Genomic DNA, 26,586 nt, shown 5'->3' with positions numbered 1-26,586 from the left:
ATGGATTCCCACACACAAACCATCAGACACTCTCCAGATGAGCGCCGCGCCAAGCTCGAAGCAGTCAAAGAACTAGCCCGCAGGCAAGAACACGACGCCGCACAAGAACTACTCCAATCCCAAGACGTCGGCTACACCTCCAAACTCTTCGTCCAAGCACTCTTCCCCTACCGCAAAACCGAGGGAAACAACCGCACCGTCGAAACCCCACAGGGAACAATCACCATCCTCTCCCAACGAGGAGTCCCCTACGGCAAGTACCCCAGGCTCATCATGGCCTATATCATCACCCGCGCCGTAGCTAATGCCGGACGCCTCAAAGAAGGAAAAATCACCCACGAAGAAGCCTGCCGCATTCCACTAGGACACTCCATGAGCCACTTCCTCCAAGCAATCGGCATCACCGGACGCGGCACCGGAGGAGCAACCGGAAACCTGAAAAATATCCGCGAGCAGCTCCTACGCATCGCAGGTTCTTTCATCACTGTCCAAAGCGACGACGGCGTTCACGCACGCGGACGCAACACCCAAATCCTCGAAGACTGGAACCTCTGGTTCGACCCCCGCGACCCCAACCAGGGGAGCTTCATGGAATCAGAACTCGTCCTAACCCCCCAGTTCTTCAAGCACATTGCCGAAGCCCCCATCCCCATCGACCTCAATGTACTGCGCGAGCTCAACAAACCACGTTCGATGGACATTTACATCTGGCTTACCGTAAAGCAATACTGGCTGGCTAAAAACAACCGCGAAGCCTACACCTTCACTTGGGACATAATCGCCGCCAACTTCGCCACCTCAGAGATAACCTCTACGACTCAGATGCGAGACTTCAGACGACGCACAAAGGAAGCAATCGAAGAAGTTTCAAAGGTATGGCCGAACTCGGGAATTGAAGCCAACACAGACGGCGTAACGGTCACGAGGACTGCTCCATCAGTTCACCAGAAGCCACCGCGCCCCGAACTCGACTAAACCGAACACGGAAGACTAGCGCCCTACGGGGCGCTTTCTTTTTGCCCAAAACAGCGTGCACAGATTTACCCTCACGCAAAATACGGCTGCGCTGATTTACCCATACGGAAACCCACATGAGACTACTGCGCATAAGTTGACACACGCCTGCGCATAAGTTGACACATGGCAGGTTCTCCCAGCTCAACCTGCGCATAAGTTGACACACAGAAAAAGAGCCTGCGCATAAGTTGACACACGCCTGCGCATAAGTTGACACATAAAGGCACTTATACACAGGGTTTCACCTGCGAGTTTCTCTATTTTCCCAGGTCGCTTATAACTATATCCCTGTAGATCTATATCCCCAGCCGATCAACCAACAAAACCGTTCACTACGAGCTACTGTTTATGCTCCCGCCTCGCCTTACGGCTCGTTGGGCTGCCGCCCAAATCAAAGATTTGGTTGCCACTAAAACACCCCACAACAACCACAGTCCTATAACCCTCCACGTAGCCTTGTGTCTTCTAGACTTTCTTCAAAGAAAAGAACCATGGACAGGGGAGGCAAGGCAGTGGTCTACAAGCGCTACATCGACGTGAAGTGTCCCAGGTTTTGTTCCGTTTGAGTAGATGGGAAAATCTGGAACATGCCAAGAAAATTTGACCAGGATGCAAAGGACCGTGTGGTCCGTCTCGTGGAGGACCGCATCTTGGCGGAAAGCATGTCGATGCATCCCGCGTGCTAGGCAGTAGCTTCAAAGTTGGGGGTTTCATGGCACACGGCTCGTCTATGGACTTAAGCCTGCTCGTCGTGCGGGAAACATCCCAGAACCTGTTCCTGAAGATTTGGCTACCGAAAATGCCAGGCTACGCCGCGAAAATCAAGAGCTTCGAGATACCAACGAGTTGCTGAAGGCTGCGTCAGCTTTTTCGCCTCACGACCAGGCCCCAAACGTTAAGAAATGATCCGGTTCATCGATAAATACCGGAATCATTTCTCTGTCGAGTTCATCTGCACCGGAGTTGAAGATTAACCGGGCTGGTGGGTTTATCACCTCGCGTGGTTATCGCCAGTCCAAAGCCCGTGGGCTTAAGTGCTCGTCGCCTTCGTGACGCTGTGCTGATTGAACGCATTGGTGCCATTCATCGGGATAATTACGGTGTCTACGGCGTGCGGACAATGTGGCATGCGCTTGACCGTGACGGAATCGACATCGGTCGTGAGCAAACCGCCCGGCTGATGCGCCTAGCTGGTGTTTCTGGCACAGGCACAGGCGGATCACCAATCACAACCCGTACACCTCAACAGGCCGGATCTGCGCCCGGATTTGGTCGAGCGTGAGTTCAAAGCCCAAGGCCTTAAACAAGCTGTGGGTGGCCGACATTACCTACGTGCGTACGAAGAAGGGTTTTGTGTACACCGCGTTTGTCACTGACGTTTACTCCCGGCGGATCGTCGGATGGGCATTATCGGACTCGATGCGCACCGAGGTATTACCGCTGCAAGCACTCAACCAAGCGATTGTGAGCGCGAAGGAAACAACAGGCCTTATTCACCATTCGGATCACGGCTTATAGTACGTCAGCGTTGTCTACAACCAGCGTCTCGCCCAGCACGGGATTGCCGCTTCCACTGGGACCGTCGGTGACTGAAATGACAATGCTCTAGCTGAAAACGTTAACGGCTCTTACAAGAATGAGCTCATCCATACTCGCAGGTGGAATGATGTTGTCGAGGTAGAAATCGCGACGTTCGAGTGGGTGTCATGGTGGAACGAGGTAAGGCTCCACCAAAGCCTGGGATATCGAACCCCAGCCGAGGTGGAAACCGAATTGTGGAAGAAGAACCCGCAACAGGGAATAATAGAAATCAAGGAACATGCCTAGGAACAAAACTCGGGGCACTTCAAGCCCCTTATATGGCTCTGGATGTGGTGATTGCTGCAGAACCGTCATCAGTAAGGGTGACTTTTCCATCTACGCGGTAGACTTCACGCAACATTTTTGCGGTTAACACGTCCTTAGCTGCTCCGTGTGCGTATACAGTGCCCGCGTGGAGTACCGCAATGCGGTGAGCGAAGCGCGCTGCTTGTGAAAGATCGTGCATCGAAACCACGACCGCCGCGGGTGCTTCAGCTGCATAGGCGCGAATATGCTCCATGAGGATGAGCTGATTTCTTAGGTCAAGAGCGCTGGTTGGCTCGTCCAGTAGTAATGCCTGCGGCCGGCATACGATGGCCTGGGCGAAGCTTACTAATTGACGCTGGCCGCCGGAGAGCTGGGACATTGTTCGGGATTCTAGGTCTTCTAGCCCCAGCCGCGTGAGGACCGAGCTGACTCGGTCCTGTGTGGATGTGGCTACCCGTAGTCCGCTGAATCCCGTCCGGGAATGCTGGAGTGCCAGAAGTACCGATTCGAATACGGTAAGGGTGCTTTCCGGCGGGGGATCCTGTGGCAAATATACTGCCTCGGGCCCAGTGACGTCGCCGCTGAATCGGCATAGGTTAGCCATGCAGCGCAGCAAAGTCGACTTACCAGCGCCATTAGGGCCGACGAGGGCGGTGACGGTTCCAGCTTCGATCTTTGGGAGACATACGTCATTCAGTATCTGTTCGTCTCCATGGGAAAAGCACAGGTTATCTACCCGGAGTGTGGGTTCTGGCGGAACCGTGGGCGGTTGTTCCACGAGGGGGTCCTTTCTGGGGCAGGAAGTACTGGGAGAGGCGATCATTAGGTTGAGGAGACAGTTCGGGGGCGGCGTCGCAAAACAATGAGGACGACGAACACGGGAACGCCCACAATCGCGGTGATGATGCCGACAGGCAGAATCGCCCCAGGCTGGATCAGCTTGGATACCACTGAGGCTGAGGTCAGCAAAAGCGCACCTGAGATGATGGACGTGGTGAGGAAGAAGCGTTGGTCCTCACCAACGAGCATCCTGGCGATATGTGGGCCGACGAGTCCGATGAAACCAATTGTCCCGGCCATCGAAACGGCAGTTGCCGCCATAAGGGAGACTCCCACCAGCGTGTACGTGCGCAGCTTTGGGATATTGATACCCATGGACCTAGCGCGGTCGTCGCCCATTCGAAACGCGGTCAGCGTCCACGCATTGCGGTAGAAGTAAGCAATTCCGATTAGTGAGATGACCGCGAGAAGGCCGATCTGAGGCCACGTAGCGCGCGTAAGGCTGCCCAAGGTCCAGAAAACCACCTGCTCTAATTGGGTCTGCGAGGCGAGGTACTGCATTAGCGCTAGTAGAGCATCGAAGAGGAACACGATGGCTATGCCCAGCAGAATCATTCCCTCGGTACCAGAGCTCTTTGACCGAGAGAATAGGACGATCACCGCACAGGCCGCGAGGGCGAAGACCCAAGCACTGCCCGCCATTCCCAGCGCTGCCCCGATTCCCGCCGCGGTGAATCCTGAGACGGTGGCAAAGGCTGCGCCAAAGCTCGCAGCGGCGGAAATGCCCAGCGTATAGGGCTCTGCCAAGGGGTTATCCAAGATGGTTTGCATCTCTGCGCCGGCAGCAGCGAGGGTGCCACCGATGAGCACCGCTGTGACGGTCATAGGCAGACGTATATCAAAGATGATCTGCCAGTCAATTGGGCGGGAATCGCTGGGGTGAAAGAGCACGTAGAGCGCCTCATTTGCGTTCAAACTGCTGCCGATGAGGAAATCTATGGCAATGGTGACGCATAGCAGGGCCGTAAGCCCTGCGATGATCGCTACCTTTCGCCTGCTAGCTGTTCGGTACCAGTTTGACCGGGGGCGTTGCCGTTGCGGGGTAGAGTTTTGGTCGTCCACCTCGCTTCCGGTGGCAATTGATTGCGCTCGTGCTCCGTGGCTCATGGCAAACCAGTCCAGAAGGTGCCGCTAGCCTCCACAGGGAGGAATTTTTCATGTAGTTCTTCCAAATCGGCCTGCGGGTCGACATCGGAAAACAGGTCGGGGTGCATGGCTTTGGCAAACCACTCGATGGCTAGGTAGTTGTATGGGGAGTCGTAGAAGTGATGCCACGCAGCGTAGGCCCGCTTGTTCTTGACCGTCCGCATTTCCTTAAGGACAGGTTGCCCGTCAACAACGCGTTGGAAGTCTTTGGCTGCCTGTTCGGTGGACTCGTCGTAGCCCAGGGGTACAAAGCCATTCTTCTTTGGCTGCTGCTTGGCGCCGGTCCAGTCTGCGCCGGTGGCGATGATGACGTCTGGGTCTTTTTCAGCTAGCGCCTCGGGAGAGACTTGCCCCTGCTTGGCGTCGATCATATCGTCGCCCACGTTTTCGCCACCCGCTGCGTTAACAATTTGGGCTAGGTTGGACTTAGCGAAGGTAGAGCAGCAGTCGAAGTAGCCGGGAGCTCGCCAGAGGAAGGTCGGTGTGGGGGTGGCCTTGGCTTTTTCTAGGCGCTCCTGAACCATGTTCACCTTGGACTCATAGAACTCGGCATACTCTTCCGCTTCCTTCTCGTGGCCGAGTACCTTGCCGAGCAAGCGCACGCTCGGTGCGGTGTTCTTCACCGGGTCGGTAAAGTAATCGACGGTAACCGTGGGGATTCCGGCCTTTTCTAGACCGTCTACGATGCCAGCATCCTGGGCGGCTTCGAAGCTGCTTGCGGAGACAATGAAGACATCTGGACGGGAATTCAAAGCTTGCTCAACGGACATCGAGCCGTCGTAAACTTCACCAGTTTGCTCAATATCTTCGATCTCTGAGAATTTCTGTTCGTACTTCTTGTACGTGCCAGGGTCGTTCTGCTCCAGGTCATCTGGCCAGGCAACGATGCCCTGGAGCGGGTTTTCTTTGTTGAGGATGGATGTCGTGTAAAGCATCCGTTGCCCGCCCATGAGGACCCGATCGACGTTCTTCGGGACCTCGACTTCGCGCCCGAGAATGTCGGTGATCTGTTGCTTTTCTCCGTCATCTGCGGTCTGTTGTTCATCGTTAGTGCTGCAGGCAGCGGTCATAAGGAGGGCAGTGGCGGTGACGGCTGAGGCGACTACGCGGGCCATTCGGTGGTGAGGGGCGCGTGGGGTTTTAAAACCGCGAGCCCTAGTTGTCGTGAGGGACAAGGCAATCCTTTCTTCCAAGTGGATCTATTAGGTTAGCCATACCTTTGTTTATCTACAATGGGTGATGAAACTTTTACCCCCCAACATTCCCGTTAAGTCAGTTCATTCAGTCGGCGGGAATATGTGCGTAGCAGCAGTACCGCCGTGGTTGCGAAACCCATGATGAGTCCTAACCAGACGCCATATCCTTCCCATCCGAGGAGCTTTCCAAATATCAGAATCCCGGGGACGCCAACCAGCCAGTACCCGACGAGGGTGCAGCGTAGCCCTGAGGTGGTGTCTTTCAGGCCTCTCAGTAGGCCCACTGCCACGTTTTGGATTCCTTTGGCGAACTGTTGCAGTACCGCGAGACATAGGAGCAGGACGGCAATGTGAAAGGTGGTGGGATCTGCCTCTTTTAAGAAAGGATGCAGTACCCACCTGCCCAACAGAAGCCACAGCGCGCCCATTATTCCCAGATACGTGACCACGACGAACAATATGCGTCGGGTAATCTCGCGCACTGAGTCGGCACTCTCGGCCCGAGCCCTTGTGATCAGCACCGAGCCGCCGTGAGAAAAGCCGATGCACACTTGGTAAACGATGTACGCCAGTTGGTTCACAATATTGTGCGCCGCTAGCATCTGTGGGCTAAAGGTCCCCATCACTAAACCGGCGATGGTTGTTATTGCAGCCTCCGAGCCATAGGTCAGACTGACTGGTACCCCGAGGCGGACGAGGCGGCAGATAGTCTCCCCATCTCCTTTACACGGAAGGATGTGGAAATAGGGCTGTAGCTCGGGAATGCGCAGTACCACAATCCGGAAGGCCAGGAAGGTAAGCAGTTGGATGACAGTTGTAGAAAGCCCGATGCCCGCTACCTTCCAGTGATCCGAGGCTGCCCATGTCATAAATAACCAGTTCAATGCGATATTTATAAATATCGATATCAGCGTGATGGTTAACAGGGAGCCGGGTTTTCGCATGCCCACGGCGAATTGGCGCAGGACGTTGAGCCACATCATCGGGACTAACCCGGGTGCGAGCGCAAGGGTCATGGCGAAGGTGAGTTGGGCAACGTGCTTGTCGATGGGCAGAACAAGGACCAATCCGCCTAGGGCGATGACCAGTAACGCGCCGAGAATTGCAGTGCCAGTGGCCACCGCGAAGGAGGAGCGCACAGCCCGCCGGATCTGTTCTGCTCCCGCCTCGCAATTTTGACAAGAGGTTTTCTCTTTTTCCATTTTTGCTGCTGCTTCAGCCACAAGATTTGCCCCGGCCGTCACCATGCCCACGCACATCGTGCGGATCTGGTTGTAAAGCTGCATCGCTAGGCCGCCGCCGGCTATCGCCAGTACGCCCACGGACTGCAGCATCAATACGTCCGTGGTGGTCAATGCAACTCCGGCGAGTTGTACTCCAGCGATGGGAAGGGAAATTCCCAGAACTTCGCGATATTTCCGGATGGATTTCAACCTCGCAGCCACCTTCAACTTCGGACTAACATTCGTCTCGGCCCTCGCTTCTCATCTTCTAAACCTCGCCCATTTTGGCGGCTGGTCTCCAATGTGCTGCGGTTTCTAGCGGTAGATACGCAGCACATCCGATTCATTTGCGGCCTCCAGGCCGTTGAAGCGAATGGCGCTGCGATACATCTGCACCAAAGTTGCAATCGGACGCTGCCGTCTGCACCATGGAAATTAGTGGTTCGCCCCTGCGGATTCAGCTGGTGCTGGCCGATGCCCCAGCGGTACCACCGTTGGTTGAGACCGAATCCCGTTCAGGGCTGGTGTTTGCAGCGGCAGAGACTCCCTTCGGAAAGTATAAAGATTATACCTAGTTTAGGTAAGGCTACCATAATTGAAGATTTCCACTTCAAACACTTCAGGTGGAAGGAGTGTGAAGATGGATAGGAGAGACTGAAGTGTCCCAGGTTTTGTTCCGTCTGAGTAGATGGGAAAATCTGGAATATGCCAAGAAAATTTGACCAGGATGCGAAGGACCGTGTGGTCCGTCTTGTAGAGGACCGCATCTTGGCGGAAAATATGTCGATGCAAGCCGCGTGCCAGGCAGTAGCCCCAAAGCTGGGGGTGTCATGGCACACAGCCCGTCAATGGACCCAACAGGCCCGCCGTGCGGGAAACATCCCAGAACCCGTGCCTGAAGACTTGGCCGCCGAAAACGCGAGGCTACGCCGTGAAAATCAAGAGCTACGCGACACCAATGAACTTTTAAAGGCTGCCTCAGCTTTTTTCGCGTCGGAACTCGACCCAAAACGTCGGAAATGATCCGGTTCATCGATGAATACCGGAATCGTTTCTCTGTCGAGTTCATCTGTAAGACGTTGAAGAAAAACCGCGCTGGTGGGTTCATCACCTCGCGTGGGTATCGTCAGTCCAAGGCCCGTGGATTAAGTGCTCGCGGCCTTCGTGATGCTGTGCTGGTTGAACGCATTAGTGCTATCCATCGGGATAATTACGGCATCTACGGTGTGCGGAAAATGTGGCATGCTCTTCATCGTGACGGAATCGATATCGGTCGTGAACAAACCGCGCGGCTGATGCGTCTAGCCGGTGTATCAGGCAAAGGCAAAGGCCGCTCGCCTATGACCACTCGCACACCTCAAAGGCCGGATTTGCGCCCGGACTTGGTGGAGCGAGAATTCAAAGCCGAAGGCCCGAACAAGCTGTGGGTGGCTGATATTACCTACGTGCGCACGAAGAAAGGCTTTGTGTATGCCGCGTTTGTCACCGATGTTTACTCCCGACGGATCGTTGGGTGGGCGTTATCAGATTCCATGCGCACCGAAGCGTTGCCGCTGCAAGCTCTCAACCAGGCGATCGCGTCTGCTGAGGAAACAACAGGTCTCATTCATCATTCGGATCACGGCTCGCAGTATGTCAGCGTTGTCTACAACGAGCGTCTTGCCCAGCACGGGATTGCCGCTTCCACCGGAACTGTTGGCGACTCCTATGACAATGCTCTGGCGGAAAACGTTAATGGTTCCTACAAAAACGAGCTGATCCATACTCGCAGGTGGGATGAGGTTGTCGAGGTGGAAATCGCGACGTTTGAGTGGGTGTCATGGTGGAACGAGACGAGGCTTCACCAAAGCTTGGGCTACCGCACGCCAGCTGAAGTGGAAACCGAATTTTGGGACCAGCACCCGCCGCAAGCAATAATAGAAATCAAGGCAAACGCCTAGGAACAAAACCCGGGGCACTTCACACCCGCGAATTTAAATGGATATAATTAGACCCATGTTGATTTCAGGTACCGCTTTCTTGCGGTTGCGCACCAACCGCTAAGGCGGTTTCCTACCCCGTAGGTTAAAAACCGCTCCGGTCCTTTAGCCGGGCGGCTATTTGTCATGCCCGGCTCCCTTTCAAATCCAAGGAGCACACCTGATGTCTGCATACGGACACGGCCGTCACGAGCATGGCCAAAATTTTCTCACCAACCACAAGATCATCAACTCCATCATCGACCTTGTGAAACAAACCTCCGGCCCCATCATTGAGATCGGACCAGGAAGCGGTGCCCTCACTCACCCGATGGCCCACTTGGGGAGGGCGATAACGGCAGTTGAAGTGGACGCAAAACTAGCTGCCAAAATCACACAAGAAACCTCCTCGGCGGCGGTCGAAGTGGTCCATGATGATTTCCTTAACTTCCGGTTACCCGCCACTCCCTGCGTCATTGTGGGAAACATTCCCTTTCACCTCACCACTGCCATTCTTCGAAAGTTGCTGCATGCGCCAGCATGGACTGACGCTGTACTCCTCATGCAGTGGGAAGTCGCTCGCCGCCGGGCCGGGGTAGGCGCAAGCACGATGATGACGGCTCAGTGGTCCCCATGGTTCACATTTCACCTGGGTTCTCGGGTACCAAGGTCTGCTTTCCGGCCACAGCCAAACGTTGACGGGGGGATCTTAGTGATCCGCCGGGTGGGTGACCCGAAGATTCCGATAGAGCAGCGCAAAGCCTTTCAGGCGATGGTGCACACCGTTTTCACTGCCCGGGGACGCGGGATAGGGGAAATTCTCCGAAGGGCAGGGTTGTTTTCATCACGTTCAGAAACACAATCATGGTTGCGCTCGCGAGGAATCGACCCCGCGACCCTACCTCCCAGATTGCACACCAACGACTGGATCGATCTCTTCCAGGTGACTGGTTCCTCTCTACCTCACCATCGACCCATTTCACCATCGGGAAGTAGTCAACGACCTCCTCAACGGAAAAACCGAAGCCGGCGGCGTTAATCCCCACCAAAACCGAAATCCACCAGTAGTACTAAAAGGGCTCTTCCGGTTTTAGAGTGCATTGATTAGTTCGCCGGGGGTTCGGGCGTGGCACAAGATATTGGGGTCCTTGGCTTTGTAGGAAAAAGGTATCTAATCCATCCGTACAAAACTAAGGACCTACTGTGCAGCCTAACGGAAATGTCATCGTCGATACCATCTGCCGCACCGCAAAACTAGGAACTACTATCACCGGTGCCACAGAAAACGGTGACGTCACTGTTATTGAAGCCGAACCCGTCGAGCCGATCAATGAATGCCCTACCTGCGGGCAGCCTGGAGTATTCCGCGACCACGTCATCCGCAGCCTGGTCGATCTGCCCATCGTCGGCCACCCAACAACTTCATGTGCGCCTTCCACGCTACCGGTGCACCAACAAGCGTTGCTTGCAGAAGATCTTCCGTGCTGGCCTTGCCTGCGCGCCCGACAATTCAAAGACCACGGACCAGGTGACCCACTGGATCCTGCAACGACTCTGCCTAAATCGGATGAGCGTTGCCGCTGCACCCAAGTCATTAGGCCTGGGGTGGGATATGAAGTGTCCCAGGTTTTGTTCCGTTTGATGAAACCCGTTTTTGAAACAACGTACGGAGCACAACGCACGCCGATGCCAAAGCTTCCGCAACATCGACTACCTCATCAAACCCACGACAGTGGGATTCACACCCTCAATCCCCACGCGTGCAATCTTCGCACCTCAAAGATTGAAAAATGAAAGAAACCGGAGGTAACATACCCTTTCGAGTTTGTTACTTCCGGTGGTGCAGTTTGTTCAACTGCTCATCAGGATCTTACGGGGGATAACACTAACACACCCTGACTCTTGGAAAACGCAGCACACAGACCGTGCACACCCTCACCGATAAAATGGGCACCAGTCCCGAAAGGAGAAGGAATGTACACGACCATCACCCTCGCCGCACTCGCAGTACTTTTCGTCTTAATCATCCAGACCATCCGCCGCGAACGGCCAGAAGACCGTATGTATTACGCCGCGCTTGGAGGCAGCATAAGCGCAGCAATGATCCTTGTCCCCTCCTTCCTTTTCACCCAGGCCGGTCTCTCGCGAGAACTGGCCGCACTGCTCATCTCCTTCGGCCTACTAGCCTTGTGGATTACCATTTTCGGACTCCGCCTAAACGCAAGAACTAGCAGGTAAACCTGCATAACACAGAACATATGCTTTAGCATATGGCGGAACATACGCTATAACATATGCCTAAACATATGTTCCGCCATATGGCAGGACTCGCGGGCGCACGAATACGCAGATTCCCGCCCGCAGTAGAGAAAAGGAGGGCTACGGGCTCAGTGTGGGAGTATTGCGAAACCTTCGCGCGCCCATTAGCCTAAAAAGTGACAGCACAGTTCATCCCTGAATTGCGGCTGCACAATAAAAAGGGCCCCAACGAGTGCCAGCTCGTTGAGACCCTCGGGCCTAAAGACCCACGTGAAGCATCGCGGTAACGAGCTTCACGATTACGGTCACAAGAACTATGACCTTGGTAGCCACATCTAGCCAGTCAAGCTTGGTGGCATCAAGGTCTTTTCTTTTGCGACCGGGTGTATCCAATGAGTGTTTACCCATTGTCTACCTCCCTTTACGTCGTAGGGTTGTCCGCTCGCCTGAAAAAGGCGCGCGGGACAGCCCACGTCACGCGCGGGCCTTACCGCGCACCGACGAGGAAGTCACGCCCACGCCCCACCACAGGTGGCGGGGCATGATTGTGAACCGGCACTAACGTTAGCAGCCACCCCTGACGAGACCTAGAAGCATGATTTCACCCCTGCCTTTATAAAAGCCGCCCATGAGGGGAAACCCGTACAGTGCTACTTGCAGCTGCACTCAACACCGCTAATTTCTCTGCCTGTCACCCTATCTAGACGCACGAAAATGCTGGCAGTGCTACATAACTGCCGACATATGCTTTAGCATATGCCTAAACATATGTCCCGCCATATGGCAAGACATATGACGGGGCTCATGGGCGCGCTGATCTACCATCACGGCTGCACTACCCTAGGTGTTTTTCAATGCTCGATACACCGTAGGACGGGTTACCCCAAATTCCCGCGCTAGTGCTGCCTTTGACTCCCCTGCCAATATGCGCCGTTTAATCTCCGCTACTTGCTGCGGGCTAAGAGCGGGTTTGCGGCCTTTGTACTTTCCGGCCTTTTTCGCCAACGCAATCCCCTCCGCCTGGCGCTCGCGGATAATGGCCCGCTCAAACTCCGCGAAGCTACCGAGAATTCCGAGCATTAAATCCGCGCGCGGATCGGACGTGTCTTTCGCAAACGCGAGATTCTCATGCAGGAAAGTAACAGTCACACCCTTGCCGGTAAGTTCATCAACAATACCGCGCAGATCTGTCAGCGATCGGGCGAGACGGTCAATCGACGACACGACAAGTTCGTCACCGTCTCGCACGTACGCCATACACTCGACAAGTCCAGGGCGGGCAGTCTTGGTGCGGCCGGAAATCCTATCTTCAAAAAACCGGTCAATCCTGCCGGAAGCATTGAGTAGTTCTTTCTGGCGCTGATTATTCTGCTCCACCGTGGAGACACGGATATAGCCCACCCGCTGCCCATGCGAACCAGAGTCATTGACCATTAGTCTTCGCTCCGCGAAGGTTTAAAGGCGGCATTCTCTTGTTCTATGACTGCATCACGATACGACTCGATTGCATCCGAGAGGGCATAAAGCTGAACACCGTCGAGGCCATCAGCGTCAGCAAGCAAGGATTGTACAATCCTGCCCAACGCCTGCTGCCCCGACGAGAGTCCACCATGCAGATCTTTCACCCGCGCCAACGCGGGTACAGAGTCAATATGACTTTCAATATGGAAACCGTCAGACGATAACATCACACTCACCACTTTCTGTAAACATAAGGCTTAGACCCCGCTAGACACGTGTAAAACAATGCTAGGAACGGCCCTATTTTACAGGAAACATTCTGCCGCACACCGGCGTAACAATAGGGTGTACCCTAAAAAGGGAGTGGAATCCTGACAAATGCTTATACCCTAAGGTGGGGGCATGGACTATACACTCGAATTTATTTCAACGTCAGACCCCAAAACAAACAAAAGGCGAAACTTCGAAATGAGGGACAAGGCGGGGAACCTACTGACGAAAAACGGTTTTAGTGCAGGAGACATTCCCAAAGTTAAAGACATAGAAGAGGCACAAGAGGTCTTCAGGAGGCTGGGACTCAAAAACACATCACTTTTCGGGGATCACTTTGTAATAGCTCAGGACAGTGGGGGCAAAATTATTGGAGCAGCTAGATTTCATTGTTCCAGCGACATTCTCTCCCAAGCCTTTAACACGAAAAGGCTAGATGTAATGCAAAAGCATTTAAGCAAAGCAAATCTAACACAAGTGTTCGTTGAGCGAGAGAAACGGGATAAAGGAATCGGCACTCAGCTGGTGAAGGAGGCGCTTGAAGAGGCTAAACGCCTAGGATTCACGCAGATGTACGGGTATGCCGAAAACGATTCTTCTCAGCTTGTTAATTTTTATAAAAACCTAGGTTTTGCCATTGAGTCCGGAAATCAACCAACTTCCATCTTTGGGGACATTCCGTGGACTGTTTTTAATCCCCGAACGGGTGGAGTGTTCTTTCAACAGTCACTTGAACACGAAGATGGTCAGCCTGCCCAAAAAGCGGAAGCTATCCCGCAGGAGGACGGGGCAGAGAACACTAAAGTGCTAGAGCAACCGTCAGCAGCTGATGTAGAAGGTAGAAAGACGGAAAGCCGTCCTATACCCACTGAATATAGCCGGGAAGAGGCGGCGGTAGGGAAACGTGGAATTCTGGATAGGATTCGTGGTCTTTCTACAGAAACCCGGTACAGGATTGGAAATATTGGATTAATCCTAGTTCAAGCGCTGCTGTTCCTTGTTGCAAACTTCTTTGCTAAGTTCCCTGGTTGGTGGGCAGAACGCTCTGCGTTAGAAGCGATGGGCATGTCTTTCTTTTACGTTGTCCCGTTCGCCATTTTTCTGTCCATGTACTATGCATCTGTCTCGGGTCAGGAAAAGAAACCTCCGAGGCGGGTTATGGGACTAGTTGCTGTAGCGATTGTAGCGGCGCTTCCAGCTGGAGTTGAAAGATTCGCTACGCCTGGAGTGGTGAATTCCTTGTGGTGGAGGGGAACAGCGCTGGCTATCGGTACCGCCTGTCAGGGCATTGCAGGATATATTGCGTGGAAGGCAACAGACCTTATCCCCACACCTTCCGCTGAGAAGAACAGTAATGAGGATGGTGAAGAATAAGCGTGGCTGGCATTGTGCATGAAGCCCAGGACACGCACCTGTGTGCCTTGTTTATTGGGGCACATGGGGACACTGGAGACTACGAGTACGCACTAGACGCCGCCAACAGTGCCGCCAAGCACCTACAGGTAATACAGGCAGAGTAGCCTGCCACTTCCCCACTGGCCCGCGACGCCGGCACACTCGCTAAGTATGTGCGCGCAGCACAACGGAATCTGCCCCAACGGTGACCCGCAGATAATCCCGACGAACTTCTAGACTTAGCCACCAGTCTCAAAGAAAAACTGGAAGGTACTCAATAAAAGGAAACTCCCCTAGTGCTTCTCGTCGTTGGAAGCACTGGGGAGAAGCCACCTGCGGGGGTGCGGGAGTCGTGGCTTTTTTATTTTCCTTCCGTCCGACTATGCGCCGGGGGAAGCGCGTTGCGGACACCCAAAACCATACCGCCTTCACGTGCGCCCGCAACCGGAGTGTCCCTCGGCAAGTTGATAGCTTTAAAATTCGGAATGAGTATATATGCATATGTGTATATCGGCATATGCATATAAAGCGATTTCTGATCGGTCCCCTGCTTAACGGTTTCCATACGTATAGCATCATATACACACATACGCATGTCACTACCCGAGTAAATCCTCCCTGAATCTATTCTTATTGTATGACTCGAGTAATTTCCGTAATTCAGTCGAAGGGTGGGACGGGGAAGACCACACTTTCAGTAATGCTCGCAGAGGCAATTCGGAAGATGGGCTATACGGTCGCCGTCGCAGACGGCGACCCCCAGCAATCTGCCACCCGATGGGCAAGCAAAGTGAAGGATTTTCCATTTCCTATCGAATCTGTCCGCAGCTCAAGTGATTTCTCTGGAGTTGCCAGGAGGGGGAACAATCCGGACTTTCTTATAGTCGACACCCCTCCAGGTGGTTTAGCTTTCATAACCGAAAGCGCCGAGGCTGCCGATTTAGTCCTTCTCCCCACTGGTGTTTCCCCGATGGATATTGACCGAACGCAGGTAACGCTTTCTTGGCTAATAGAAATGGGGATACCAACAGCAGTTGTTCTGTCGAATGTCGACAGAAGGGAAAAACTTCTAGATAAAGTCCATGCCGAGCTGGAGGGTGACGAGACTGCAGCGCTTGCTGAAACAGTCATCCCAACTAGAGCAGCTACGCGTCGCGTTTTTGGAACAAAGCCCAAAACTACGAAGGTTTGGGATTCTTTGGCCAAAGAAGTCGTCGCAGCATTTGAGGATTAAGGGGTACACAGTGGCAATTCCAAAGGCTAAGAATAAGGCGCGGAAAGAATCGTCTGGAAATAGGTCGAAGAGCTCACCTTCAACAAAGATGTTCGCTCAAGCTAATGATAAAGCGACACGTCTTCAGTTGTACGTCCGTGATCGACAATTGATTAAAGAGCTCAAACTCGCTGCAGTGGAAGAAGAGAAAAGTATCTCCCAACTTTTTGAAGAGTGGGCTACACGATGGCTCGAGGAAAGAAGCTGATCGCCTGGTGTATATGCCTACATACACATGTGCGTATGTAGGCATATACACATGTGAGCGCTAGCGCATTGACCTCGCTGTTTTCTAAAGCTCTAGGCCTTGTTCTTCTTCAAGCTCGTCGGTGGGAGTTTGTTCCTCGTTGTCGTGGTTGTTGCTGTGGGTAGTGGTGATGTGCGGTGCGTCGTCTAGTCCGAGGCTTGCGATGAAGTCGAGGCTTGCTTGTGCGCCCTCGTGTAGCTCGCCGGCGTCTTCGTCTTGGGAGTTGTCGGTGTTGTCGGCTTCTGCTGTGGTCTCGGGCGCTGGTGGTTCTTCCTCCGCCTCGTTGTAGGAGGTGTCTGGCTTGTCATAGTCAGTGTTGTCTGGTTCGTAGGCAGCAGCAATGGTTTCTGCGACCATGTCGCGGATTGTCTCTTGGGCAGGTTCATCTATGCCGAGGCGGCGTAGTTCGTAGGTGCGTTGTGCGGCAAGTAGGTTGACTTCGTCGGCGATGTAGCCTGCATGGTCGGCAACATCGTGAGGGATTTCCTCTGCACGCAAGCGGGTAGCAATGTCGGCACGGTCGGCGAAGTCCATTTTCTCGCGGCGGATAGTATCGAGGTGCTGTTGAAGCCTCTGAGTGTGGTCATTGTCGTGTTGTGCGGCAGCGTTTAGGCGCTTGTCCCATTCTTCGGTGTCGTCGGCGCGGTAGCAGATTTCGTCCCACAGACCTGCCTCCGGCAGGTTAGCGCCGGTCTCTTCAATGGCCTGCTGCGCTAGGCTGCGGCGCTGTTGCGCTTGTTCAAGACGCGTGTGCGCATGGTCTATGCGCTGTTGGTACGTACCGTATCCATCGGCGTCATGGTCGTAGGCCCGCTCGGCTACTGGGCGGGTGTAGTCCTCTGCCAGTAGGCGCTGGTGCTCAATGTCTGCGCGGGCAGCTTCTTCTTCACGAAGGGCCGCACTGTGGTCTGCCATAGCCTGCTCATAGGCGTGAATACGCGCAGCATCAAGACGCACCTGCTGGAAGTTAGCCTGTACCTCATTGACAGCAGCGTTTTTGTCTTCGTAGAGGCGAGTGGTAATGCTTGCTTCCTGCCAGGTCAGCGATTCCACCTTGGAACGGGCAAAGCGTGCGTGCTCTGCCAACACAGACTGGTTAAGCCGGTTGAGGTTTCCTTCTTGACCAGTAAGTCGGGTGGTCTCCGCACGGTCGTAAGGGTTGTGGGTGCGCAGCCACGTATCGAGTTCTATATCTGTCTGACCAGATACAGGAGGCAATTGGTGGCGCTTTCCGGTATCGCGCAGGCGAAGCTGTTCGTCTAGACGGTAGCGGATAAGACGTGCCGGATCGTGAGCGTTGTCAATATCGCGGGTAGCCGCGTCCATGACGGTACGCGGGTCAATGCCCGCGTCAATAAGCTTTGCCCAGCCGTGGCGGATAGGTTCTACACCGTCGTTACTGGTCTCAATCTTTCGGGCAAGGTCGCCGGGGAGCGTATCGATCCAGTCGGGGAGGTAGGCGTCGATGAAGTCGTTGGTGGCCTCGTCTTTGCCCATGAGCCACAGGCCCATCATGCGATCGGGTGAGGTCTGCTCGTCTACGACGTCGGCTATGACCTCGCGCGCGGCCTTCGGGCTGTTATCACGCGAGATTGCCTTATTAAAGACGTCCCTTGTGCTCGGAGCATGGTCTATGCCTTGGTAGTGGTAGTGGCCTTCTTCGGCAAGTTCATCTAGCTGGTGTTCGGTTACCGCATAGATGTGGTTGGCGATTTTGCCGCGTGTAAGTGCGACATACAGCCCGGCCCTATCGACGTGGTGGTCGATTACGGCGCGGGTGCAGTCCACGGTGCTGCCCTGGGCGCGGTGGACGGTAGCAGCGTAGCCTAGCTGCACATTGTCGCGAACGTAGTCTGCTGGCAGGCACAGTTCCTCGCCGGTTGTATTGTTGCGGGCGGTGATACTGCCGCCCTCGGCAATTCCGGTGACAGTCAGCAGCGTGCCGTTGTTAATACGGGTACTGGTAGCAGTCTCGTCGTCGTAGAAAGTCTGGTTTTTGCGCGCCAGAATCGTATCGCCCACGCCTGCTTTTTCGCCTCTGGAAAGCGGGGCTTCCACGGTGGTGTCTACAACGCCCACGGCGATGTAGTGGGCGCGGATTGTCTCGTTGAGTTCTGCCACATCGCGGTTGGTGGCAGCAATAAGCAGGCTGGTTTTGCCGCTGGAAGTATCCGCCAGGTAGTCTGCTGCGGCGTTGTCCAGCATGTCGCTGCGTGCGCCACCATTGACCCAACCGCGCTCAGCGTAGAAGTCGAAGGTAGAAGAATCGCCTTCGCGCAAGCGCAAGCTGGTAGCAGATTGCTTGCTATCTCCGCCGAAGCGCACGACTTCGGAGAGTTGATTGTCAGTGCGGCCTGCGGCGTTGACCATAGCGCCGAAAAGTCCGCCGTTTTCGACCGCGCCGAGCTGTTTGTGGTCGCCGATAAAGCGCACGACTGCGCCTGCTTCTTCGGCAATTTCGAGCAGTGAGCCGATGTTAGGGGTCGAGGCCATGCCGGCCTCATCGACGATGATCATGTCGCCTGCGTTAATGGATACTGGCAGGTCTTTGAGGCTGTGGCCGGGCTTTGTGGGGTGGTTTCCGCGCCAAGTGTAGGTGAGTTTGTCGATGGTAAAAGCGTCAAAACCTAAGTCCTCAGACAACACCTCTGCCGCCTGTGCAGACGGGGCCAGACCAATAACGTTGCGGCCTTCATTCGCCCAGACGTTGGCAACAAGGCGCATAGACGCGGTCTTGCCGGTACCTGCCGGGCCTACGCCGGTAGCGGCTAGTGTGCCGCAGGTAAGGAGGTAGCGCGCCATGGATTCCTGCCCGGCGTTTAGGCGGAAACCAGCCTGATTTTCGTGCTCATCAAGCGCTTTATCAATCGCTGCCGACGGTGCGAATGCAGCCATCGGTTCGTTGAGTGCGCCCAGTGCTTTGTCTTCGGTATCGAGGATGTCCTGGGTGGTATAAAGCTCGCTATCAGCGCGGGTATCGCGGGCTTTACCTGCCGTATTTTTCAAGGCCTCGGGCAGTTCCAACACGTCGAAATCGTTCAGCGCAATGGCCTTATCGCGCACAATTGCTTCCACAACTGTGGCGTGGATAAGGTCGCGCTCGGAAAGAGAATCGAAGCGATAGCCTTGCAGTTTCCCACCCGCAGCAGTCGCTACATGCGAGGTACGAAAATAGGAACGACGCCTAGTTACCGTGGCTAAAACGTCGTCGATCAGGCCCGAAAGGTGGGCCTCGGCGTCAAACAGTGGGCGCTCATCACCGTCAGAATTTGCGGCAAGTTGGTTGATGGCAGCTAGTTCTTCCGCCCCAGTATCACGGGCAGCAACTTCCGCTTTCCAGCCTGCGCGAAGCTCTGAAAGGCTTTCTGGTTCACGCTTTGCGTCACGGGTTTCCAAGATAGCTTGCTGCCACAAACGACCCACCTCAACCGAGTTCGGAGTCGCACCACGCGCGGCAACAAACTCTTCCACCAGTCGCTTATAGACCGGCTGCGCGTCGCGTCGACGCTTGGAAAAAGACTCCATCAACGACTCGGAAATACCGTCGATCTCCCACGTTGGTTCCTTATTTGCCCCGTGGTCACAGGCGGTGAATGTGTAGCCCATTTGGTTAGAAAGCAGGGTGTTCAAGATGGAGTCATAGCGGTGCGAAATCGACTGATGATACTTCATCAACGTGTATCCATCGATGGATAACCAGCGTCCGTCTTCGGTCTGAACTTTGTTGGATACCAGCACGTGCGAGTGCAGATCCGGGTCTCCTGCGCGCGTATCGTAGTGCTTAAATTCGGAAGCGACGAACCCTTTAGTCTTGACTTGTTCACGACCTTGCTTGCCTACTCGGGTAAACAATGCGTTGTCTTCTGCCCACTCCATAGCCTCCTGCACGGCCTGGTGATGAAGCGCCTCAATACGCCGCGCGGTCTCTTCATCAGACAACGCCCACGCCACAGACACCGACTTCGCAGGCGAAAAAGTAAGGTCAAAACCCGACACCGACTGGCGCACATTGTCCTTTAATCCGTTGACCCAATTGACGATTTCCCGGCCTGATTGCGGTTCGACTCCGTGTTCTTCAATGAAGAATTCCCGGCCAATATCCTGCACTAACTCGGCTCGTTCCTGCTTGCTCATCAACGTGCCAGTAGTCTGCCTATGGCGGCGCTCCGCGTCACGCAAAGCGACCAAAACCGGGACATCATTCGTGAAGTGAGCAAACGGACGACCCAGCTGGACGTCCTTGATTTTCTGCCCCTCGGACATCTTCATATCCGCATCCGGGTGCAGACCCTCGCCATACAACGCGGCCATTTGCGACTCGGTAACTTCCCCACCCTGCACGACGTTCTCGGTGTTTAAACCGGCAAGACCAGAGCCCAACCAACGCCCCGGTGGGGTTCCTTTAGCGTCGTAATACTTCGACAAACTTGGCGCGTCTGTCGGCCCATCATTGGTAGCCACAGAGCGCAACAGGTACTCATAACCTGTTCCGCTGTTGACTACGCGCAGGGTCATCATACGCCCTAGTCTAGCAGCCAAAACCCGATTAACACTAAGAGTGCATATAGTGTGTTGTAAAAAGGGCGCCCGCGCCCGCTGCTACAGGTCTACAGCGCTGTCGAAAGCCTGCAGGGATAGTCCGCTGATTGCTTCCGGTTACGCCGAACTTCCCGCACGGTGTTTGTGTCAGGAGTGGAGCGGTGCGTTCGCTGGCATTGTGGGTTTATGGTTACCGCAAGTAGAAGTTTGAGGAAGCGTCAGGAACTACGTCAGTATCTCGAAGAAGGACAGCGTAAGCTTCGCGACCGGAAAAAGAGCACCAACTCGTTGCTCAGCCTTATTGATCAGCGAGACAAGTTGAACGAAAAGATTGGTGAAGCCTCGCAGTCCATTATCGACCTAGGCGAAGCTAAAGAGTTTGTGCGCGAGCTCGTCGGTGTCAGCCAGCGAGACTTCAACGACATGCTGGGGGCCGCTAGTGATTCCTCCCCTAGTTGTACTGCTCGGGGACGTTGATCAATCGTGAGAACGGCGGCTGGTTGTCGCAGGCCGTGTGCGGGCGGTGCTGGTTGTACTGGTGCAGCCAATCCGGCAGGGCGTCGCGTCGTTCTTGCTCGCTGGTGTAGCAGCGGGCGTAGGCCCACCCGTCGGCCATGGTCCGGTGGAAGCGCTCTACCTTGCCGTTGGTCTGCGGCCGGTACGGACGCGTCCGCTTCGGGGTGATCGAGAGGGCCTCGCAGGTGTCCCGCCACAGGTGCGAGCGATAGGCGCCACCGTTGTCGGACAGCACCCGCTCCACGGCGACGCCGCGATCGGCAAACCACGCCACAGCCCGATGCAGGACCCCGACCGCGGTGACGGCGGTCTCGTCGTCGTGGACCTCGGTGTACGCGACGCGGGAGTGGTCGTCAATGACGGTGTGCACGAACGCGTACCCGAGCCTGGGGTTGTGCCACTTGCTCTTCGGCTTACCCGGTGTCGCCGTTCGGTTGTGGTCGCCCTGGCGGCGGCCGACGTAGCGCCAGCCGCCGCCGTCGGGGATGTTCCCGAGCTTCTTCACGTCCACGTGGACCAGGGAGCCGGGGTGGGGGTGTTCGCACCGGCGGATCGGTTCGCCAGTCTCGCGGTCCATGTAGGAGAGCCGGTTCAGTCGGGCACCGGCCAAGATGCGGTGGACGGTCGAGGGCGCGATGCCGAGTCGGGCGGCGAGCTGCACGGGGCCCTCACGCAGCCGTATCCGCAGGCTGACGCACCGCTTCGTCGTCGCCTTGTCCGTCTTGTTCGGTGAGGTCTTCGGCCGGGACGAGCGATCCTGCATCGACTCGCCGGCGCGATAGCGGTCGACCCACCTCTTCACGGTCGGCCAGGAGACCTGGAAGCGGGCGGCGACTTCGCTGATGGGCCAACCGTCGTCGACGACGAGCTGGGCCACCTTGAGCCGGTGGCGAGGTGTCAGGGTGGCGTTGGCGTGAATCACTCCTCACCTGCTGCGACGGGCGTCGTCCGCGGCGTTCGGAGTTGCCCCAGGACTGCAAGGAGGATCGTCGTGGCGAGCGGCACGAGTCCGGCGGCGATGAACAAGCTGGCAGCGGCGATGTGTCGGCTGAGGAGTCCGGTGAGTGCGATGGACAGTGGCATGAAGGCGATGGAGATGAAGAAGTCGAGGCTGGCGACTCGGCCGAGCATCTCCAAGGGGACTTGTTCTTGGAGTACTGCTCCCCAGATGACCATTCCGATCCCGATCAGCGCCCCGTAGAACGCGAGGCCTGCGCCGATGGCCCACGAATTGCTGGTGAGCGCCGGGATGGACAGGGGCAGGCATCCGATCACCCAGGCACCGACCATGGCCGGCAGGAAGCGTTCCGGTGTGCGCCACGACCCAGCTAGCAGAGAACCCACCACCCCGCCCGCGCCGAGGGCAGCCAGGACGGTGCCGTAGAGTGCAGGTCCGTTTTCATGCGATGAGCGTATGACCGCGGGCAGGAGAACTTCCAGCGGACCGGTCACGGCCAGGCCCATGGCGGCCGCCAACAGCACGCTGGAGCGAACCCAGCGCGTGCGGGCGACGTAGCCGAACCCGTCGAGCAGGTCCCGCAGCGCAGAGGTGGCCGGAGCTTCGGCGTCGGTCTCGGCTGAGCAAGGGGCAGGAAGCCGCAGGGCGGCGATCAGGGCGAGTCCGAGCGCGCCGGCGATGAGGTACCCGCCCGCGGCGGGCATGCTGGCACCGATGACCGCTCCGACGGCGGCGGGCGCAATTGCCTGTCCGACCAACGGGCGGGCGGCGCCTTCGAGGCCGTTGACGGCCATTAAGTCGTCGCCGTCCACCAGGACTGGCACCAGCGCCGTGTAGGCGGGGAAGAAGAATGCGGTTGAAGTGCCAATGATGAACGCGGAGACCGCGAGCATCCAGAAGGTGACAATGTCGAGGATTGCTGCCGTGGACGTCGCGGTCGCGATGGTGAGGTTCAGGGTGAGCACGCTCACGATGACGGACTTATTGGGGAACCGGTCTGCGATTACGCCAGCTGGGAGGGATCCTGCAAGCAGGCCAATGCCGCTCCAGACTACGACACCCGACAGGGCGGCTGGCGTGGCGCCCAGGTCGAGGGTCTGCATGGCAAGGTAGAGGGCCCAGGCACCCTGGGCGAAGATGGTCAGCACCATCGCTGCGAACAGCTGACGGTACGTGGGGATGGTCAAGGGGTGAAGCGGGTTCATGGCATGTCCTTCAGGTCAAGGTTCAGGTAGGGCCAGTCGGCCAGGTCGTGGAGCATCTGACGGTCATGCGTGGCAACGATCACCGCGCAGGAGGTCTGCAGCAGCTCGGTGGTCATGTCATCAACGAGGATCGAGGACAGATGATTGGTGGGCTCGTCCAGGAGCAGCAGGTCTGGATCCTGGGCCAGACACATGGCCAGGTGGAGACGGCGTTGCTGTCCTTGCGACAAGCGCCCCACCGGCGTGCCGGTTGCGGAGGCTTCGAGCAGCCCGAGCGAGCCGAGGGACGGCGCCTGAGCTCGACGGCCTAGCTTCGCCAGGTAGGCCTCATAGACCTCGTGTGCGGGGCTGGAGCGGTCCCAGTCGGGGACCTCTTGGGACAGCAGAGCGATGCGCGCTCTCGGATTAACTCGCACATGTCCCGTGGTGGGGGCCAGCCGCCCTGCGAGAAGTGCCAACAGGGTGGATTTTCCCGCGCCGTTCGGTCCGGTGACCACCAACCGGTCACCGCCGTTCACGTCGACCGAAACCGGAGCGTCCAATCGGCCCTTCACAGTAACCTGGGTGGCGTTCATGATGCTCTGTCCGGCACGGGTTGCCGAGGCGGGCCACGCAAGACGCAGTGGCGGCGCCGGGACGCCGATTTCATGACTTTTCAGGTCTTCGATACGTCGGTTGAAGGCTTGGACCACTCCAGCAGCGCGTGTGGCACGTTGGTGCTTGCCTGTGCCCTTTTCAGGTCTCCATCCACCCTGGGACAGGCGGGAGCGCGCCTCGGCTGAAGCGCGTGTCAGTTCCTCGTGTCGGGCAACCTGGGCGGCGTGATCCTGTTCCCACTTGAGGCGTTCTCGTCGGCGGCCTTCAATCCAGCCTTTGTAGCCGCCCGAGTAGGTTCGCGGGACACCATCTCGGGTCGGGTCGAGATCCAGGAAGGTCGTCGCCACGTCGCGCAGCAGGGCGCGGTCGTGGCTGACTAAGGCCAGGCCACCGGGGTGGTCCCGCAGGCGCTCAGTCAGGAAGGACAGCCCTGCAGCGTCCAGGTGGTTGGTGGGCTCGTCCAGCAGCAACAGGTCAGGGGTCGATCCGAGGGCGACCGCCAGCCGTACCCGGTACCGCTGGCCGACCGACAAGGTCGACAGGACCCGATCGCGGTCGCTACAGGCGTTCAGGCCCGCCAGGGCGATGTCAACACGGCGGTCTGCATCCCAGGCGTCCAGCCGCGTGGCCGCCTCGAGTGCGGCGGAATAAGCGTCGGCCGCGTCATCGCCCGCGGCCAGCGCCGCGGTAGCCACGTCGAGGGCCTGCAGAGCGGCCCTGGATGGGGCGGTCGCCTCGGCAATGAGGTCACCGACCGTGCGATCGCCCTCGGTGGCCATGTCCTGCTTGACCAGGACGAGGGAACCCACCCGGGTCACCACTCCCGAGTCGGGTTTCAAGATCCCCGCCAGTATATGGAGCAAGGTGGTCTTGCCCCGGCCGTTGTCGCCGACGATCGCCAGTCGCGACCCGGTGGAGACGGTGACGTCAGTCCCACTCAGCAGCGGCCTGTCGCCGAGTGTCAGGTGGAGTGATTCAGCGCGGATGTGTGCAGCGGGCCCTTGGGATGTCCCGATCCAGGCACATGATCGTAAAGGTTCTGTGGTTGGCATTGCGTACTTTCAGCTCGTCATGGAGCCGGGCACCACGAAGCGGCCGCCCGGCAGATGGCCAGGACGGCAGACGAGAGGTCATAAGGGGTCCCGCCGCCGTCAGCGGACGGAACGCAGCTTCATCGAGGCGATGCCTGAGTACATGCGGCCGAGGATACAGAGCCCGGGCGATGCCACGCAAGTCAACTAACGTCCCCGGTCAGTACACCTAGTGCGCAGGATTCGTCTGGAGACGATGAGTCGCACTCTGACGACAATGAGCGCCAGGACAACGACGAAGCCGCCAGCGCCCTCAGAGGCGCTGGCGGAGAGGGTGACTACGATTCTGATGGTCAGTAGTCGGTAGAGAGAAAGAGCAGTCTTTTGCAGTGATGCTGGCTAGTACTTCTGCTCGTTGGGGTCGTAGTACTCGCCAGGGTTGGCGGGCGCGTCTTCGTACGTGTTGGAGTAGGGCGAGTCGTTAGTCTCGTCGGTGGTGCGCTCGTAGTGGTCGGCCATGGAGCCAATCATCACGCCGAGGAAGGTAAGGAAGTACCAGATGATGACCCAGGCGATTACCCCGCCTAGCGCTCTGATGATTCCTGCCACCAGTCCTGCGCGTCGTATCTGGGCAATGAGCATCCAGGCCGGCATGGCGATGAGTGCAGCTGGGGACATGGTTGGTAGAGCCGATAAAATGACAGTGCCTCCATAGGTCGTCCTCCCGCCCTCTCTTTGGTGCATGCCGCCCCATGGTGCCATTGAAGAGTTTTGAAAAGACTCCACCAGTCTCGCACATAGTAAACATTGTTTACAGAGTGTCGATTAAACAATCCTAGCGACAGCCCCACGAGTGGCAGCAATGGTAAACATTGTTTACGATTGCTGCCAAGGAGAGGATACTGCACATGAAACAATCTCCCCACCCTTCCGGACGTGTGGTGTCTGTACGGATGCCAGACGAAATCATTGAACGACTCGACGCTCTCTGCGATAGGACAGGACGTAGTCGAGGTTTCTACTTAAAAATGGCTATTACGGCCATGCTGCCCAAACTAGAAGAATTCCATTGGAATCAAGTGGCTGCGGACTTCGAAGAGAAGACAATCAACAACCTGTTTAACCAAATAATGCTCAACGGGCTAAAAGACGAGACCGAAGAACAGGAGTGAAGCCACTAATTCCTTAGGTTCTAAGCAAGCTTCACCAAAGAAAATAACCGATAAGGCCTCTTGGCGAGAACCGCCACCATTACTAAATCTCCCAGTAGGTCACATTGGTGTGATTTAATAGGCGAAGAAAATAAAAAGCCGCGCCCTACACTCATGGGGTGCGCAGCGCGAGCGGCACACACCCTCGGTTCAAGTCCAGGGCGCGCACGTTACCCAAGATATGGGTAACCCCCGCATCATAGAGTTGGCGCTCTAGCGGGGGTCCAAATTCAAGCGACACCGACCGTGTCGGTTAAGACTTTACCACTTCCACATGGACAGTGCGCAAAGCACAACACGGTCGGTGTCGATAATCCGAAAGGAGACTACGGCACCATGCAGCCCCCACACACGCCAGATGAGGAGCGTGTCAAGTTGTTTGTGTGTGGGGCTTGG

General features: G+C 56.4%; 21 protein-coding genes and 2 pseudogenes. 11 read left to right on the top strand and 12 right to left on the bottom strand.

Translation table 11 applies throughout. The annotated features are described in order from the left end of the window. Both HMPREF2692_RS11845 and HMPREF2692_RS13035 read left to right on the top strand, forming a co-directional pair. Positions 1–975, top strand: a complete 975-nt coding sequence (locus tag HMPREF2692_RS11845) for a replication protein RepA (RefSeq protein WP_070823702.1) — start codon at positions 1–3, stop codon at positions 973–975. A gap of 629 nt (positions 976–1,604) precedes the next feature. Beyond that, positions 1,605–2,844: pseudogene (locus tag HMPREF2692_RS13035) on the top strand (IS3 family transposase). Between the two features lie 28 nt (positions 2,845–2,872). Here HMPREF2692_RS13035 and HMPREF2692_RS11835 read toward each other — a convergent pair. The 4 genes from HMPREF2692_RS11835 to HMPREF2692_RS11820 all read right to left on the bottom strand — a co-directional run bounded on the left by HMPREF2692_RS11835 (position 2,873) and on the right by HMPREF2692_RS11820 (position 7,480). Beyond that, positions 2,873–3,688 (bottom strand): ABC transporter ATP-binding protein, encoded by an 816-nt coding sequence (locus tag HMPREF2692_RS11835; RefSeq protein WP_049156256.1) that lies wholly within the window; start codon positions 3,686–3,688, stop codon positions 2,873–2,875. Further along, a complete protein-coding gene (locus HMPREF2692_RS11830) occupies positions 3,688–4,812 on the bottom strand; it encodes a FecCD family ABC transporter permease (RefSeq protein WP_080975109.1) in 1,125 nt (374 codons plus the stop codon). The genes HMPREF2692_RS11835 and HMPREF2692_RS11830 overlap by 1 nt, the downstream gene beginning before the upstream one ends. Next, positions 4,809–5,966 (bottom strand): ABC transporter substrate-binding protein, encoded by a 1,158-nt coding sequence (locus HMPREF2692_RS11825; RefSeq protein WP_070497388.1) that lies wholly within the window; start codon positions 5,964–5,966, stop codon positions 4,809–4,811. The genes HMPREF2692_RS11830 and HMPREF2692_RS11825 overlap by 4 nt, the downstream gene beginning before the upstream one ends. A gap of 152 nt (positions 5,967–6,118) precedes the next feature. Continuing rightward, on the bottom strand, positions 6,119–7,480 hold the full coding sequence (locus tag HMPREF2692_RS11820) for an MATE family efflux transporter (protein ID WP_231732355.1): 1,362 nt from the start codon (positions 7,478–7,480) through the stop codon (positions 6,119–6,121). A 495-nt stretch (positions 7,481–7,975) separates the two neighbouring features. Between HMPREF2692_RS11820 and HMPREF2692_RS11810 the strand changes: the two genes are divergently transcribed. From HMPREF2692_RS11810 to HMPREF2692_RS11800, 5 genes and pseudogenes are all read left to right on the top strand, one after another. Next, positions 7,976–9,210, top strand: a protein-coding gene (locus tag HMPREF2692_RS11810; protein ID WP_210400663.1) for an IS3 family transposase whose coding sequence is annotated in 2 segments (ribosomal slippage) — positions 7,976–8,264 and positions 8,264–9,210 — 1,236 coding nt in all. Because the reading frame shifts where the segments join, the coding sequence is not laid out codon by codon here. Between the two features lie 37 nt (positions 9,211–9,247). Beyond that, positions 9,248–9,313 (top strand): erythromycin resistance leader peptide, encoded by a 66-nt coding sequence (locus HMPREF2692_RS13575; protein WP_071569110.1) that lies wholly within the window; start codon positions 9,248–9,250, stop codon positions 9,311–9,313. A 99-nt stretch (positions 9,314–9,412) separates the two neighbouring features. After that, positions 9,413–10,267 carry a 23S rRNA (adenine(2058)-N(6))-methyltransferase Erm(X) gene (locus HMPREF2692_RS11805; RefSeq protein WP_011117480.1) on the top strand — a complete coding sequence of 285 codons (855 nt, stop codon included), beginning with the start codon at positions 9,413–9,415 and terminating at the stop codon, positions 10,265–10,267. A 164-nt stretch (positions 10,268–10,431) separates the two neighbouring features. Continuing rightward, positions 10,432–10,849, top strand: a pseudogene (locus HMPREF2692_RS13205) (transposase family protein); the annotation flags it as partial. A gap of 353 nt (positions 10,850–11,202) precedes the next feature. After that, on the top strand, positions 11,203–11,466 hold the full coding sequence (locus HMPREF2692_RS11800) for a hypothetical protein (RefSeq protein ID WP_011117479.1): 264 nt from the start codon (positions 11,203–11,205) through the stop codon (positions 11,464–11,466). 279 nt (positions 11,467–11,745) lie between these two features. On the opposite strand, the gene HMPREF2692_RS13200 is transcribed toward HMPREF2692_RS11800, so the two are convergent. From HMPREF2692_RS13200 to HMPREF2692_RS11790, 3 genes are all read right to left on the bottom strand, one after another. Then, positions 11,746–11,895 (bottom strand): hypothetical protein, encoded by a 150-nt coding sequence (locus HMPREF2692_RS13200; RefSeq protein ID WP_011117478.1) that lies wholly within the window; start codon positions 11,893–11,895, stop codon positions 11,746–11,748. A gap of 432 nt (positions 11,896–12,327) precedes the next feature. Further along, entirely contained in the window at positions 12,328–12,921 is a 594-nt protein-coding gene (locus HMPREF2692_RS11795; RefSeq protein ID WP_011117489.1) for a recombinase family protein, read from the bottom strand. Continuing rightward, positions 12,921–13,175 carry a hypothetical protein gene (locus HMPREF2692_RS11790; RefSeq protein WP_034659529.1) on the bottom strand — a complete coding sequence of 85 codons (255 nt, stop codon included), beginning with the start codon at positions 13,173–13,175 and terminating at the stop codon, positions 12,921–12,923. The genes HMPREF2692_RS11795 and HMPREF2692_RS11790 overlap by 1 nt, the downstream gene beginning before the upstream one ends. 175 nt (positions 13,176–13,350) lie before the next feature. On the opposite strand from HMPREF2692_RS11790, the gene HMPREF2692_RS11785 reads away from it, so the two are divergent. From HMPREF2692_RS11785 to HMPREF2692_RS11770, 3 genes are all read left to right on the top strand, one after another. Beyond that, on the top strand, positions 13,351–14,592 hold the full coding sequence (locus tag HMPREF2692_RS11785; protein WP_070455648.1) for a GNAT family N-acetyltransferase: 1,242 nt from the start codon (positions 13,351–13,353) through the stop codon (positions 14,590–14,592). Positions 14,593–15,250: 658 nt separating this feature from the next. Beyond that, positions 15,251–15,847 carry a ParA family protein gene (locus HMPREF2692_RS11775; RefSeq protein WP_070823698.1) on the top strand — a complete coding sequence of 199 codons (597 nt, stop codon included), beginning with the start codon at positions 15,251–15,253 and terminating at the stop codon, positions 15,845–15,847. A gap of 10 nt (positions 15,848–15,857) precedes the next feature. Next, complete coding sequence (locus HMPREF2692_RS11770) at positions 15,858–16,094, top strand: peptide transporter (RefSeq protein WP_070823697.1); 237 nt, start codon at positions 15,858–15,860, stop codon at positions 16,092–16,094. Positions 16,095–16,178: 84 nt separating this feature from the next. Here HMPREF2692_RS11770 and mobF read toward each other — a convergent pair whose 3' ends face one another. The 5 genes from mobF to HMPREF2692_RS11740 form a co-directional block, all read right to left on the bottom strand. Beyond that, on the bottom strand, positions 16,179–20,651 hold the full coding sequence (gene mobF, locus HMPREF2692_RS11765; protein WP_070823695.1) for a MobF family relaxase: 4,473 nt from the start codon (positions 20,649–20,651) through the stop codon (positions 16,179–16,181). 472 nt (positions 20,652–21,123) lie between these two features. Then, positions 21,124–22,110 carry an IS481 family transposase gene (locus tag HMPREF2692_RS11755; RefSeq protein WP_070455577.1) on the bottom strand — a complete coding sequence of 329 codons (987 nt, stop codon included), beginning with the start codon at positions 22,108–22,110 and terminating at the stop codon, positions 21,124–21,126. Continuing rightward, positions 22,107–23,351 (bottom strand): MFS transporter, encoded by a 1,245-nt coding sequence (locus HMPREF2692_RS11750; protein WP_070455578.1) that lies wholly within the window; start codon positions 23,349–23,351, stop codon positions 22,107–22,109. Before HMPREF2692_RS11750 ends, HMPREF2692_RS11755 begins: the two co-directional genes overlap by 4 nt. Then, entirely contained in the window at positions 23,348–25,000 is a 1,653-nt protein-coding gene (locus tag HMPREF2692_RS11745) for an ABC-F family ATP-binding cassette domain-containing protein (protein WP_070455579.1), read from the bottom strand. Before HMPREF2692_RS11745 ends, HMPREF2692_RS11750 begins: the two co-directional genes overlap by 4 nt. 378 nt (positions 25,001–25,378) lie before the next feature. Beyond that, positions 25,379–25,657, bottom strand: coding sequence for a hypothetical protein (locus HMPREF2692_RS11740; RefSeq protein ID WP_070455580.1), 279 nt, complete (start codon positions 25,655–25,657; stop codon positions 25,379–25,381). A gap of 230 nt (positions 25,658–25,887) precedes the next feature. Between HMPREF2692_RS11740 and HMPREF2692_RS11735 the strand changes: the two genes are divergently transcribed. Continuing rightward, entirely contained in the window at positions 25,888–26,151 is a 264-nt protein-coding gene (locus HMPREF2692_RS11735) for a ribbon-helix-helix protein, CopG family (RefSeq protein WP_070455581.1), read from the top strand. The last annotated feature ends 435 nt before the right edge of the window (positions 26,152–26,586 follow it).

It is taken from the genome of Corynebacterium sp. HMSC036D03, from assembly GCF_001836185.1.
Classification (GTDB): domain Bacteria; phylum Actinomycetota; class Actinomycetes; order Mycobacteriales; family Mycobacteriaceae; genus Corynebacterium; species Corynebacterium simulans.
Note: the sequence above shows the minus strand (reverse complement) of the source record. Positions and strands in the feature narration are given on the sequence as shown.